We start from the raw sequence: 12,361 nt of genomic DNA on the forward strand, positions 1-12,361 counted from the left end.
TTTCGGGGAGATAAGGCGGGTTTCCAATAGCAGAAACAGAGAGAAACCATGCAACCGGCGAATCTAATTCCGCTCATTGTGGTGCTGGTCGTTATTGCCTTTGCCCTGGGCTACGCGCGATCACGAGCCCTGGCAGTCCCCATGGGTGGTATCAAGCATCTGAAATCGCTTCCCTTCTACTATGCTGCCCGGGCGGCCATGTGGTGTGGATTGCCGGCGCTGCTGGTCTTGGCCTGCTGGCTGGGGTTTGAGGGCAAGGTTATCCAGACGCTGGTGGTCGGCAGTCTGCCGGCGGAATTGCAGCCGGATTCGGCGGGCAAGGCCAGTCTGATCCTGTCTCAGATCAGTAACGTCGCCTCCGGCGCACTGTCTGCCGATGTTGTGCCGCCGGCTATTGCTGAAGCGGCCTCAAGGCTGACGGGGCTGCAGCAGAGCAGCCAGACGATGATGGCGCTGCTGGTTATCTGTATTGCGGTGCTTGGGGGATTTGTCGCCTGGTTACGTATAGCCCCCCATATCAATGCCCGGGAAAAATTTGAGACCACCCTGCGGCGGATTTTTTTCGCCTGTGCCGGGTTGGCAATCCTGACCACCGTGGGCATTGTGTTCTCGGTGATCTTCGAGACCATTCGATTCTTTGGCAAGGTACCCATCACTGAGTTCCTGTTTGGAACCTCGTGGAGCCCGCAAACTGCGATCCGTGCGGACCAGGTGGGGGCTGAAGGTGCCTTTGGCATGATCCCGCTGTTTGTGGGCACTCTGCTTATTTCTGCTATTGCGATGGTGGTGGCGGTGCCTGTCGGCCTGATGTCCGCCATCTACCTGTCCGAATACGCCTCCCCGCGCATGCGCGGCATCATCAAGCCGTTGCTGGAAATGTTGGCAGGTGTGCCAACGGTGGTTTACGGTTTTTTCGCGGCGCTGACCGTGGCGCCATTCATCAGCGGCCTGGCGGCAGCCCTGGGATTACAGGCATCGGCAGAAAGTGCGCTGGCAGCCGGTCTGGTGATGGGCATCATGATTATTCCGTTTGTATCATCACTGTCTGACGATGTTATCAATGCCGTACCCCAGTCGCTGCGGGACGGTTCCCTGGCGCTCGGTGCGACCCAGTCCGAAACCATGAAGAAGGTGATTTTTCCGGCGGCATTGCCCGGCATTATGGGCGGTATTCTGCTGGCGGTGTCCCGCGCCATTGGTGAGACCATGATTGTGGTCATGGCCGCGGGTCTCGCGGCCAACCTGACCGCTAACCCTCTGGAAGCGGTCACCACCGTCACCGTTCAGATTGTCACCCTGCTGGTGGGCGATCAGGAATTCGACAGTGCCAAGACCCTGGCGGCCTTCGCCCTCGGCATGCTGCTGTTTGTTGTAACCCTGGCGCTGAATGTCATTGCCCTCCATGTCGTAAGAAAATATCGGGAACAGTATGACTAACTCAACTTCGCAGGCGGAGATTGTCCGCCAGTCTCTGAAGCGACGTTACCGCAAGGAACGCCGTTTCCGGGCCTACGGCATTGCTGCAATTGCCGTGGCCCTGACCGCTCTGGTGGTGTTGTTTGCTGACATCATCGGTAAGGGTTACACCGGCTTTCTCAAGACCACGCTTACTCTGGAGGTCACCTTTGACCCTGAGCTGATGTATCTGGAGGATCCCACTGACCCGGCCCAGCTGCGTAATGGTGACTATTTGGCGCCGCTGATTGCCGCGCTCAAGAAGGAACTGCCGGAAGTGTCCGGCCGCCGGGCTGAGCGGGCGCTGAAGGGGCTGATCAGCAGTTATGCCGCCAGTGACGTAAAAGATCTGGTGGCGGCAGATCCGGCGATCATGGGCACCACTCAGCGTCTGACCTTCCTGGCCAGCGATGATGTCGATGTGTTCGCCAAACACCGGGACGATGCCAGCTATTCCATCAAGCTGACGGAGCAGCAGCAGGCCTGGGCCCTTACCCTGTTGGAGCGGGGCATCATTGAAAACTCATTCAACGATGTGTTTTTCAGCAATGGCGACAGTCGTGATCCTGGCCATGCCGGTGTCCTCGGTGCCATTGTCGGGTCTTTGCTGACCATGGCGGTAACCCTGTTGCTGTCGTTCCCCATTGGGGTGTCTGCGGCGATCTACCTGGAGGAATTCGCGCCCCAGAATCGTCTCACCGATTTCATTGAAGTGAACATCAACAACCTGGCTGCGGTACCGTCGATTATCTTCGGTCTGCTGGGTCTGGCGGTGTTTATCAACCTGTTCGGCATGCCGCGCTCGGTGCCGGTCGTGGGTGGTCTGGTGTTGATGCTGATGACTCTGCCGACGATCATTATTTCCAGCCGCGCCGCCATCAAGAGTGTGCCGCCATCGATTCGGGAAGCGGCCCAGGGTATCGGGGCGTCCAAGATGCAGGTGGTACTGCACCATGTGCTGCCACTCGCCATGCCCGGCATGCTGACCGGCTCCATCATTGGTATGGCGCAAGCCCTGGGTGAAACCGCGCCGCTCCTGCTCATCGGTATGGTGGCCTTTATCGTTGATGTCCCGGACGGCTTTTTCAGCTCTGCGACGGTGCTGCCGGTGCAGATCTTCCTGTGGGCAGGCAGTCCGGAACAGGGCTTTATCGAACGTGCGTCGGCCGCCATTATGGTGTTGCTGGCCTTTCTGATCAGTATGAACGCATTGGCTATCTGGCTCCGTAAACGACTCGAGCGCCGGTGGTAAAGGAGAATCCCATGAGTACTTTGAATACCAGTATCAGCACTGAACAGACGCAACGGGAAGCTCCCGAACTGGCTCCGGCCGCAGTGCAGGACAAGCCTGAGGAAACCGCCATCGAATATGGCCAGACCGTGGGTACCCCGTTTGCCGATGACGCAAAATTCCGTCTGCGTGACGTTGAGGTGTATTACGGCGAGAGCCAGGCGATCAAGGGTGTAAGCCTGGACATTGCCCGTAATGAGGTTATTGCCTTTATCGGTCCCTCCGGTTGCGGTAAGTCCACGTTCCTGCGCTGCCTGAACCGGATGAACGACAGTATCGATATCTGTCGTGTGAAAGGGAGCCTGGAGCTGGACGGACAGGATCTCTACGACCCCCGCCGCGACGTTGTTGAACTGCGTGCACGGGTAGGCATGGTGTTCCAGAAACCGAACCCCTTCCCCAAATCCATTTATGACAATGTGGCCTACGGCCCGCGCATCCATGGCCTGGCAAATCGCAAGTCAGAGCTGGATGACATTGTTGAGGACAGTCTGCGAAAAGCCGGTCTGTGGAACGAGGTCAAGGATCGCCTGGATGCTCCGGCAACCGGTATGTCTGGTGGTCAGCAGCAGCGTCTGTGTATCGCCCGGACGATCGCCGTGAGTCCGGAAGTGGTGCTGATGGATGAGCCTTGCTCCGCGCTGGACCCGATTGCGACGGCAAAGGTTGAAGAGCTGATTGCCGAGCTGTCGGAGAGTTACACCATCATCATCGTGACCCACTCCATGCAGCAGGCCGCTCGGGTTTCTCACCGTACCGCCTATTTCCATCTGGGTAACCTGGTGGAAGTTAACGCCACCGACAAGGTGTTCACGGCACCCGAGCATAAACTGACCGAATCATACATCACCGGCCGTTTCGGCTGATTGTGGCCGCGACGGATAGATCAGGAGAATAAGAGTTATGCCTACGCAAAAGGATGAAGTTTACGGTGATCACATTTCCCATCAGTTCAATGAAGAGCTGGCGGAACTGAAAACCGAATTTCTGAAAATGGGTGGCTTGGTTGAACAGCAGCTGATGGATTCAATCCAGGCGCTGATCGAGAATGACGGCCAGCTGGCGGATGACGTTCGCGGTCGTGACAAGGTGGTCGACAAGATGGAAATCGCCATCGATGAAGAGGCGACCAAGGTCATTGCCCGCCGCCAGCCTACTGCCCGGGATCTGCGCCTGGTGGTCTCCGTCATCAAGATGGTGGCTGACCTGGAGCGGGTAGGTGACGAATCGAAGAAGATTGCCAAGTTCGCCATGGGGCTGTCTCAGGAAGGTCAGGCGCCGCGTGGCTATGTCGAGGCCCGCCACATTGGTAATCATGTGGCCAGCATGCTGCACGATGCGCTGGATGCCTTTGCCCGTCTGGATTCTGAGCAGGCCCTGCGGGTGATGAAGGAAGACAAGCGGGTGGACGAGGAGTATCAGGCTGCAACCCGTACCTTGCTTACCTTCATGATGGAAGACAGCCGCAATATCTCCCGCTGCATGTCAGTGATGTGGGTGCTGCGAGCGCTGGAGCGGGTCGGTGATCACGCCTGCAACATTGCCGAAAACGTGATTTTCATGGTCAAGGGCGAGGATGTTCGACACGCCTCCATGGAACGGGCGGAAGAGGTGGTCAGCCGCTAACGGCAGGTCCATCGTTCGCTGTAAAAAAGCCGGCCCAGGTAAACCTGCGCCGGCTTTTTTATGCCTGCTGATCAGATGGCCAGGTCAGGCCTGCTTCATCCGGTCGGTGTAAGGTGGCCAGCCCAGGGGTTTGCCAGCCAACAGGTGCAGGTGGATATGAAATACCGTCTGACCGGCGCTTTCTCCGCAGTTCATCACGGTGCGATAGCCTGCGTCGTCAAAGCCCATCTCTTTGGCCAGCTTGGCCGCCACCAGGTACAGGTGGCCGACCAGTTCGCGGTCGCCCGCTTCCAGATCATTGATGGTGGCAATCGCCCGTTTGGGGATGATCAGCAGGTGTACCGGGGCTTGGGGGTTGATGTCACGGAACGCCAGGCTGAGGTCGTCTTCATAGACGATGTCCGCGGGAATCTCGCGGTTGATGATCTTGTTGAAAATCGTTTCTGACATGGTGGTTGTGTCCTTGCCGTCGTGGTGGTTCTGATCGTAACCCGGTATCAGGCTGCCGCTCAGGGGAGTGGCAGCGAGGGCAGCCGGCTGGCCAGCAGTTGCAGCACCGCGGGCAGTTCTTCCTCGATACCCATGGCGTAGCGGGCGACGCGGTTTTTTGCGAAAGGCAGGGCCTGAGCCATGCCGAGGCCCAGGTTGCGTGCCAGATGCAACGGTGGAATGCGGTTGCTGAACAGGTAATAGAACAGATCCATGGCCAGCATCATGCGCCGGTTGGCCGGGCGCCGCTGTTGCTCATACTGCTGCAGGCAGCTGCTGTCGCTCAGGTTGAGACCGTTTCGGCGACATTCTTTAAGCAGGTCCTGCAGGCACTGGGCATCCTGGAAGCCCAGATTGACGCCCTGGCCGGCCAGCGGGTTGATGGTGTGGGCGGAATCGCCAACCAGGACCACCCGGCCGTTGCTGTAGCTGTTCGCATGCTGGCGGGCGATGGGGAAGCTGGCGCAGGCATCGATATGGGTCAGTGGCGGCAATTCCGGCGGAAACGCGCGCTGGATCTCGGCCAGCAGGTCCGGTTTGCTCATCGCCTTGAGCCGGCTCAGGGTGTCCGGGCTGTCGTACCAGACCAGTGAGGCCCAGCTTTCCTGGGGGAAGGCATCGCCCGCGCTGTGCAGGGGCAGAAAGGCTCGTGGCCCACTGGGATGAAACGCTTGCCAGGTGATGTCCTCAACCGCGCCGCGATACCGTACTGAAATAACCATGGCCTGCTGGCTGTACTGATCCCGCTGGGTCCCAATGTCGGCCATCTCCCTGACACGGGACTGGGCACCATCGGCACCGACAACCAGTTGGCAGCTGAGTTCGCGGCCGTCATCAAGGGTGACGGTCGCCTGATCCTGCTGCTGGCAGACCGCGCTGACACCGCTGCCAGCGAGCAGATCAACCGAAGGTTGCTCACGGACACATTGCCACAGGGCGTACTGGGTTACCCGGTTCTCGACGATATGACCGAGATGGCCGGTGTTGAGGTCGGTGGCGTTGAAGATGGTTTGGCCGAGGCGGGCGGGCAGCAAATTGCTCAGTGGGTGGCGGGTTTCGTCCCATACCCCCAGGCGGGTGTACGGCGTCAACCGCATGGTCGCCATTTTCTGCCAGGCACCCAGTTGCCGCAGGTAACGCTCGTTACCGGCGCTGATGGCCGACACCCTCAGGTCGGGCGACTGAGCGGGATCGAACGCCCCGGCGCTGTCCCGGTCGATCAGGGCAACGCTGAATCCGTTCTGGCCGAGGCCGGTGGCCAGAGCGGCACCGACCATACCGGCGCCCACCACCACAATGTCATACGCTTGTGTCATAGGAATATCCTGTCCGAGGCTCCCAAGTTTACGCGATGGAGCCGCGGAGACAAGCGTACCCGCAGCTGGGCGGCGGTGGGATGACCTGGCTCAGGTTCGGGGCAGGCGTGACCTCAATAACCCATGAGATCCTGGGAGATCAGGTCATCATTCTGCATTTTTCGGGGTTTCTGCCCTTTACGCAGCCAGGCCGGCTTCTGGGCGCCAGGTTTGGTGAAGCCCTGATTGATGACCACTGGGTGAACCAGCTCCAGGAAGTCGCTGGTTTTCATGTGGATGGATTCGGTATGCGTGCCAGCGGCAAAGGCCAGTTCAGGCTGGAGGGTAAGGGCTTCGCAGCAATACACCGACATATCAAAAAGATTGCCAAAGGGGGGCATGGCACCGACTTCACACTCTGGGAACCGGTCCTGGAATTCCTGTTCGTCCGCAAGATCAAGAAAGTCGGTATCCAGCACGCTGCTGAGGCGATCCCAACGCACTCGCCAGGTCGCAGGCATGACCAGCATCGCCATCTTGCCGTCCAGCTCGATGATGACGGTCTTGGCGACACGGTCTCCGGCAATCTGGACATGATGGGCCAGTTGCTGGGCGGTGTAAGCGGGAGGGTGGGGCAGGCACATGTATTCAACACGCGCCTGGTCGAGAAAGTCTTTCAACTGTTGTACCGGCATCGTTACAACCTCCTACCAGCAATGACAGTTTACCGGCTCGACGTCAGTCGGAAGCGTCAACCGGACGTAGGGAACGAGAGCGTGGAAGGTGGCATTCCCCTACCCGTCAGCTTAGCCAAGACGGAGGAGAAAGCTAGAGTATTTCTGGTGGTTTTGAGATTTCCGTCCCAGTTGGTCGCCACTGGGACGTGGCGGGAAAAGAAAAAGGGAACCCCGGTCTGGGGTTCCCTTGCTGTTGGGGACGGTGCAGGGGTACTGGGCTCAGTCCTGTTTAAAAATATGCACGTCCCGTTGTGGGAAAGGAATGGAAATGCCTTCTGCATCAAAGGTCTTCTTCACATTTTCCTGCATGTCGAAGTAAATCCCCCAGTAGTCAGCCGCCTTGGCCCAGACGCGAACAGTAAAGTCCACGGAGCTTTCACCGAGGTTACCAACCACAACCATAGGGGCCGGATCCTTGAGCACGCGCTCGTCCTGCTCCAGCAGTCGCATAATGGTGGCCTTGGCCTTGCCGATATCGTCGCCATATCCGATGCCGAAGCTCATATCGACACGGCGGGTGTCGTAAGCGCTGAGATTGATCAGGCTGGAGTTGGACAGGTTGCCGTTAGGGATGACAATGCGGCGGTTATCGAAGGTATTGAGGACGGTGTAGAGAATCTGGATTTCCACCACGGTGCCCAGGTAACCCTGGGCCTCGATGACATCGCCGACCTTGAAGGGCTTGAAGATAAGGATCAGTACCCCGCCGGCAAAATTGGCCAGGCTGCCCTGCAGGGCCAGACCAACGGCGAGGCCGGCGGCACCCATAATGGCAACGAAGGAGGTCGTGGCGATGCCCACCATCGACGCGACCGAGATCAGCAGCAGAATTTTCAGGGTGACACCGATCAGACCACACAGGAACTTGCTCAGGGTGGGGTCTTTGGCGGTGAGACGGGCTTCCAGTACCCGAACCAGGCGGCCGATCAGCCACAGGCCGATGAGCAGGGTGACAATCGCCAAAATCACTTTGGGAGCGTAGGTCATGACCATGGCGGCGGCCTGGTCCATCAGCTCGGTGGCTTGTCCATTCGATCCGAAGAGGTCGTCCATAAGAACTCCTTGTTCACAATATTGGGGGTAGGTCTGAGGGTGAAACGGGCAGCACAGTACGTGGCCGATAACGACGGCCTCTGCCGATACTTATAGCAGAGTATGCCCTTGATTGTGTAACGATTATGACACGATTGGCCCAAATATCAGGCGGCGCTCAGAGCCGATGTCGCGTTGTTGTGGCGGCGAGGCTCAGGACTGACTCCAGTTCACCAGTTCATCCGGGCCGCCGCGGGCTGCAATACGTCCGGCTTTCTGGCTGAGCTGGTAGTCGTACATGGGGTCGTAGTAGTCGGTCAGCAGGTGCTGGATCCAGGCATCGTGACCGCTCAGGTCACCGCTGGCCTGCTGCTGTTGCAGGGCGGTTTCCATCAGCTGGCGTAGCTGCTGGTGGCGAAGCCCCCCGAGTCGTTTGCGGATGCGGTCGAGGGCGCTGAGCAGGTAATCACTGAAATTGCTCCAGCCGGCCTCTTCGCCATCCCGTTCATGGTAGGCGGCGAGCATGTCTTCAACATAATCTTCGCGGATGATGGCGATGCGCTCCTCCATCGGCCGTTCGAGGATCAGCAATTCGGCTTCCGCCATGCGCGCGCGCAGGGTATCGGTCAGACAGCAGCGGCCAATCAGTTTGCTTTCGTCTTCGAGGTAGATCGGGCCGCGGTGTTGGTGGCGGGCCTTGAGCATGGCCACGGCAAGCCGGTTCTCGAAATCAATCTGGCCCGGCTGTGGCGATACCTGGCGGCCAAAGCTGGAACCGCGATGGTTGGCCAGGCCTTCGAGGTCGACAGGGTTGGGCAGCCGCTTCAGCACTCGGGTTTTTCCCGTGCCGGTACGACCACTGAGAATACGGAATGAGGCGGTGGCCGTGACGTCTTCCAGGCTGTCGATCAGGAAACGGCGCATGGCCTTGTAGCCGCCGCTGACCAGGGGGAACTCGACACCGGCTTCGGTGAGCCAGCGCTGGGTTAGCTGTGAGCGTAACCCGCCGCGAAAGCAGAACAGGTAGCCTTCGGGATTCTGTAACGCAAACCGTTTCCAGGCCGCAATACGCTCGTCCTTGAGGTCGCCCGCCACGAGCTGATGGCCCAGCTCAATGGCCTTGTCCTGGCCTTTGTCCTTGTAACAGATCCCTACCCGGTGACGCTCGTCGTCATTCATCAGGGGCGCATTAACCGCGTTGGGAAAGCTGCCCCTGGTGAACTCGATCGGGGCCCGGACATCCATTAGCGGGGTGTCATTGAGGAAAAGCTGAAGGTAGTTGTCGGTATTCGGTCTGGCCATGAGCGTTCGGGTTTCACTGCGCCGGAATGGAGGGCGCAGTATATCGGAAACGGCGAAATTTTACCCATCAGGGTGGTCTCGGGGTGAGGGAGAGGTGATGGACGGTACATCGGTCAGTAGAATAGGGGTTTGTCTATCGAACACAGGATGCCCCATGTCGACACATGTCCTCGACCGCCACCTGCAGAAGACCCTGAGCCGGGGCCGCGTGGCGGCAACCCGGCCCGCCGGTTGTCCCGATATCGAGCTTTACCTGTTTGATCCGCAGGTGCTGGACGGCCCCCTCAGCCATGACGAAGCCCAGGCGGTGGTGGGCGAGCCGGCCTACTGGTCCTTCTGCTGGGCCAGCGGTCAGGTGCTGGCGCAATGGATTCTGCAGCATCCGCACTTGGTGGCCGGCAAACGGGTGCTGGATTTTGGCAGTGGTTCCGGGATCGTGGCGATCGCCGCGGCCATTGCCGGAGCCGCCGAAGTGGTCGCCTGCGACCTTGATCCGGCAGCACTGGACGCAGCTGAAGCAAATGCTGCGGGCAACGGTGTGGCTCTGAAACGCTGTGAGGACTGGTATCAGCGTCCGCAAGCGCTGGACGTGATTACCGCCGCTGATGTGCTCTACGATCCGGACAACCGAGGCTTCCTGGCAGAGTTTCGGGCAGCCGCGCCTCAGGTTCTGCTGGCCGATTCCCGGGTCAGGGATCTGGGCGATCCCGCTTATGTCCGGCAGGCAGTGATCGAAGCAAGAACCTGGCCGGACCTCAATGAATTTGAGGAGTTCAACCAGGTACGGATCTATCACACCGTCTGAGCGCGGCGCGGCTGTCATGGATCGGTAACCGGGTCGGCTTTATATAGGCGCCAGGGTTAAACAAGAGGGTATCCACCATGACACGCGAGTTGTTGTTGCTTCGGCATGGCAAGTCTGACTGGCGGAAGCCGGTGGCAGATTATGATCGCCCTTTGAGGAAGCGGGGGCGGCAGGGGGCAAAGCAGATCGGGGTCTGGCTGGAACAGCAAGGCCTGGTGCCGGACTATGTGCTGAGCTCGCCGGCGGAGCGGACCCAGGCAACCGCGGAAAAGTGTGTGCGGATTCTGGGCCGGAAAGGGTCGTGGGTGCATACGGACAAACAGCTCTACCTGGCGGATGCCAGCACGATACTGAACGCATTGCAGCGAATTCCCGGGGAATATCAGCGGGTACTGTTGGTTGGTCATAACCCGGGGCTGGAGGATCTGGTGCGGCAGTTGGCGACGCAGCCGCCCACGACGCCGGAGGATGGCAAACTGATCCCGACCGCCACCCTGGCGCATTTCTGCATCCCCGGAGACTGGCATCACCTGTCATGGGGGCAGGGTGAGCTGGTCCAGATTATCCGGGCCAGAAACCTTGTGCTTGCCTCGGCCTGAGCGCGGCTTGCGTCGGAACGGGGCTTAAGCCGGACAAAAAAAAGGGCAACCATAATGGCTGCCCTTGTTCGGAACGGTTGCGACTTCCGATATCGCGTTGCAACACTCCTGTTGCGCACTGTCCTGTTCGCCGCTCCATGGCGCCAGCTTCCTAGCCAGCGTTCCAGATAATTATCCCTAAAGCCCAGCGTCCGTGGCTCCTTGCTTCTCCCCGCATCCAATTGCAGGGGTGCTTCCCAGCGTCCTTCCTTTTCCCTGTCATCCTTGACACGTTCACTATAGCAATTCGCCCCTGACAGATTTGTGACAGGGAGCAATTTCTTGCTACATCGGTTTTGGCGACACAATTTTAAATTCAATTAAAAACAATGTCTTGAGATCATTCTGTGCATTGAGATTACACCTGCGTACGCAACAATGCCGAACTGTCGCACGCATTTGTGAGATATCTCTTACATGGGGTTGGGGAAAGTTCTCACTGATGTGAGTAAGGCGGGTTATCGCCGTTGGCGGACGGGGGAGGCAGCCTTGACCATAACGCCAGGCCCAGGGCAATTCCCACGGCGTCGGCGGCCATGTCGGCGAAGGAAAATTCGCGGTATGGCAACGGCCACTGAATCAGTTCGATGGCAACGCCATAGCCTGCCAGTAATGTCAGCAGGGTCATCGGGCGAGCCTGGGGCCAGCCCAGACGAGCCAGCAGGGACAGCTCCAGAAAGGCCACCAGGTGATTCAGCTTGTCGCTGGGAGACGGCGGCAGCAGTTCGTTGCTGGCGGTGGTCGCCAGGTAGAGGATTGCCAGGCCTGATAACACCAGTGCCAGACGCCAGAGCGGGAGGTAGCGGAGAATCCCAAGCAGTTGGTGTTTAAGGGCATTCATGGTCGGGTTTCGGCTGTGGCTGCGGTCGCAACATGATATGCTTTGCGCCCCATTCCTGTCATTGCGGTAGTGACCACTGGAGCGCCTGTTTTATGTTTAACGGCAACTTCTTCCACGGCCTTGGCTATCTGGGCGAAGGGTTCCGGCTTATCCGTCAGCCCGGGCTGCGGTTGTTCGTAATTATTCCCCTGCTGATCAATATCCTGCTGTTTGCGGGCATGGCCTATTTCCTGGCCATGATGTTCTCGTCGCTGGTTGATATGGCCATGGGCTGGCTGCCGGACTGGGCCTGGCTGCAAAGCCTGGACTGGCTGTTCTGGTTGCTCTATGGCGCGGTGATCCTGCTGATGCTGGCGTATGGCTTCGTGATTGTCGCCAACCTGATTGGCGCGCCGTTCTACGGCTACCTGGCGGAGCTCACCGAGAAGCACCTGACCGGCCAGGAACCGTCGGTGGACGGTGGCTGGGCGCAGATTGTGCGGGATATTCCCCGCGCGCTGTGGCGAGAGGTGCAGAAAATCCTCTATTACCTGCCCCGGGCCCTTGGCCTGTTCATCATTGGCCTGATTCCGGTCGTTAACCTGGTGGCTGCGGTGCTGTGGTTTATCTTTAACAGCTGGATGATGGCGCTGCAGTATGTGGATTATCCCGCCGATAACAACCGGGTCAGTTTTCCCGAGCTGAAACGCCAGCTGGCGCAGCAGAGGCTGTCGGCCCTTGGCTTTGGATTGCCGGTGGCATTGGCAGCGATGGTGCCGTTACTTAACCTGTTTGTTGTTCCCGCGGCGGTCTGTGGTGCCACGGCCTATTGGGTCCGTGAATCGCGGCTGCCGGTAAAGAAATAAGTTGG

13 protein-coding genes are annotated in these 12,361 nt (G+C 59.0%); 7 read left to right on the forward strand and 6 right to left on the reverse strand.

Annotated features, from left to right (window positions below; all coding sequences use genetic code 11):
* Positions 1-48: 48 nt before the first annotated feature.
* Genes pstC through phoU form a run of 4 tightly spaced genes read left to right on the forward strand, consistent with a single transcriptional unit; the run spans position 49 to position 4,372 of the window.
* Positions 49-1,437 (forward strand): phosphate ABC transporter permease subunit PstC, encoded by a 1,389-nt coding sequence (pstC, locus tag BLV11_RS00325; RefSeq protein ID WP_091810957.1) that lies wholly within the window; start codon positions 49-51, stop codon positions 1,435-1,437.
* Positions 1,430-2,707, forward strand: a complete 1,278-nt coding sequence (pstA, locus tag BLV11_RS00330) for a phosphate ABC transporter permease PstA (RefSeq protein WP_091810958.1) — start codon at positions 1,430-1,432, stop codon at positions 2,705-2,707. Before pstC ends, pstA begins: the two co-directional genes overlap by 8 nt.
* Positions 2,708-2,718: 11 nt before the next feature.
* Positions 2,719-3,612 (forward strand): phosphate ABC transporter ATP-binding protein PstB, encoded by an 894-nt coding sequence (gene pstB, locus BLV11_RS00335; protein ID WP_091810959.1) that lies wholly within the window; start codon positions 2,719-2,721, stop codon positions 3,610-3,612.
* Between the two features lie 37 nt (positions 3,613-3,649).
* A complete protein-coding gene (phoU, locus tag BLV11_RS00340; RefSeq protein WP_091810960.1) occupies positions 3,650-4,372 on the forward strand; it encodes a phosphate signaling complex protein PhoU in 723 nt (240 codons plus the stop codon).
* Positions 4,373-4,456: 84 nt separating this feature from the next.
* Here phoU and BLV11_RS00345 read toward each other — a convergent pair whose 3' ends face one another.
* The 5 genes from BLV11_RS00345 to mnmH all read right to left on the reverse strand — a co-directional run bounded on the left by BLV11_RS00345 (position 4,457) and on the right by mnmH (position 9,227).
* A complete protein-coding gene (locus tag BLV11_RS00345; protein ID WP_091810961.1) occupies positions 4,457-4,822 on the reverse strand; it encodes a histidine triad nucleotide-binding protein in 366 nt (121 codons plus the stop codon).
* 59 nt (positions 4,823-4,881) lie between these two features.
* Positions 4,882-6,177 (reverse strand): FAD-dependent monooxygenase, encoded by a 1,296-nt coding sequence (locus BLV11_RS00350; RefSeq protein WP_091810962.1) that lies wholly within the window; start codon positions 6,175-6,177, stop codon positions 4,882-4,884.
* A gap of 113 nt (positions 6,178-6,290) precedes the next feature.
* Positions 6,291-6,851: an aminoacyl-tRNA deacylase gene (locus BLV11_RS00355; protein WP_091810963.1), complete on the reverse strand. Its 561-nt coding sequence runs from the start codon at positions 6,849-6,851 to the stop codon at positions 6,291-6,293.
* 261 nt (positions 6,852-7,112) lie between these two features.
* On the reverse strand, positions 7,113-7,946 hold the full coding sequence (locus BLV11_RS00360; protein WP_091810964.1) for a mechanosensitive ion channel family protein: 834 nt from the start codon (positions 7,944-7,946) through the stop codon (positions 7,113-7,115).
* A 192-nt stretch (positions 7,947-8,138) separates the two neighbouring features.
* A complete protein-coding gene (mnmH, locus tag BLV11_RS00365; protein WP_091810965.1) occupies positions 8,139-9,227 on the reverse strand; it encodes a tRNA 2-selenouridine(34) synthase MnmH in 1,089 nt (362 codons plus the stop codon).
* A gap of 154 nt (positions 9,228-9,381) precedes the next feature.
* Here mnmH and BLV11_RS00370 point away from each other — a divergent pair, with 154 nt between their 5' ends.
* A complete protein-coding gene (locus BLV11_RS00370) occupies positions 9,382-10,032 on the forward strand; it encodes a 50S ribosomal protein L11 methyltransferase (protein ID WP_091810966.1) in 651 nt (216 codons plus the stop codon).
* 77 nt (positions 10,033-10,109) lie between these two features.
* Complete coding sequence (locus BLV11_RS00375) at positions 10,110-10,631, forward strand: SixA phosphatase family protein (RefSeq protein WP_091810967.1); 522 nt, start codon at positions 10,110-10,112, stop codon at positions 10,629-10,631.
* 475 nt (positions 10,632-11,106) lie between these two features.
* On the opposite strand, the gene BLV11_RS00380 is transcribed toward BLV11_RS00375, so the two are convergent.
* Positions 11,107-11,511 carry a VanZ family protein gene (locus BLV11_RS00380; RefSeq protein ID WP_091810968.1) on the reverse strand — a complete coding sequence of 135 codons (405 nt, stop codon included), beginning with the start codon at positions 11,509-11,511 and terminating at the stop codon, positions 11,107-11,109.
* Between the two features lie 92 nt (positions 11,512-11,603).
* Between BLV11_RS00380 and cysZ the strand changes: the two genes are divergently transcribed.
* Positions 11,604-12,356 carry a sulfate transporter CysZ gene (gene cysZ / locus BLV11_RS00385; RefSeq protein ID WP_091810969.1) on the forward strand — a complete coding sequence of 251 codons (753 nt, stop codon included), beginning with the start codon at positions 11,604-11,606 and terminating at the stop codon, positions 12,354-12,356.
* Positions 12,357-12,361: the final 5 nt, after the last annotated feature.

This window comes from Marinobacter mobilis (genome assembly GCF_900106945.1).
GTDB lineage: Bacteria > Pseudomonadota > Gammaproteobacteria > Pseudomonadales > Oleiphilaceae > Marinobacter > Marinobacter mobilis.

Excerpts from the sequence above, each read along its gene's own strand:
- pstC (WP_091810957.1), top strand. The coding sequence starts at position 49 with ATGCAACCGGCGAATCTAATTCCGCTCATTGTGGTGCTGGTCGTTATT.
- pstA (WP_091810958.1), top strand. The coding sequence starts at position 1,430 with ATGACTAACTCAACTTCGCAGGCGGAGATTGTCCGCCAGTCTCTGAAG.
- pstB (WP_091810959.1), top strand. The coding sequence starts at position 2,719 with ATGAGTACTTTGAATACCAGTATCAGCACTGAACAGACGCAACGGGAA.
- phoU (WP_091810960.1), top strand. The coding sequence starts at position 3,650 with ATGCCTACGCAAAAGGATGAAGTTTACGGTGATCACATTTCCCATCAG.
- BLV11_RS00345 (WP_091810961.1), bottom strand. The coding sequence starts at position 4,822 with ATGTCAGAAACGATTTTCAACAAGATCATCAACCGCGAGATTCCCGCG.
- BLV11_RS00350 (WP_091810962.1), bottom strand. The coding sequence starts at position 6,177 with ATGACACAAGCGTATGACATTGTGGTGGTGGGCGCCGGTATGGTCGGT.
- BLV11_RS00355 (WP_091810963.1), bottom strand. The coding sequence starts at position 6,851 with ATGCCGGTACAACAGTTGAAAGACTTTCTCGACCAGGCGCGTGTTGAA.
- BLV11_RS00360 (WP_091810964.1), bottom strand. The coding sequence starts at position 7,946 with ATGGACGACCTCTTCGGATCGAATGGACAAGCCACCGAGCTGATGGAC.
- mnmH (WP_091810965.1), bottom strand. The coding sequence starts at position 9,227 with ATGGCCAGACCGAATACCGACAACTACCTTCAGCTTTTCCTCAATGAC.
- BLV11_RS00370 (WP_091810966.1), top strand. The coding sequence starts at position 9,382 with ATGTCGACACATGTCCTCGACCGCCACCTGCAGAAGACCCTGAGCCGG.
- BLV11_RS00375 (WP_091810967.1), top strand. The coding sequence starts at position 10,110 with ATGACACGCGAGTTGTTGTTGCTTCGGCATGGCAAGTCTGACTGGCGG.
- BLV11_RS00380 (WP_091810968.1), bottom strand. The coding sequence starts at position 11,511 with ATGAATGCCCTTAAACACCAACTGCTTGGGATTCTCCGCTACCTCCCG.
- cysZ (WP_091810969.1), top strand. The coding sequence starts at position 11,604 with ATGTTTAACGGCAACTTCTTCCACGGCCTTGGCTATCTGGGCGAAGGG.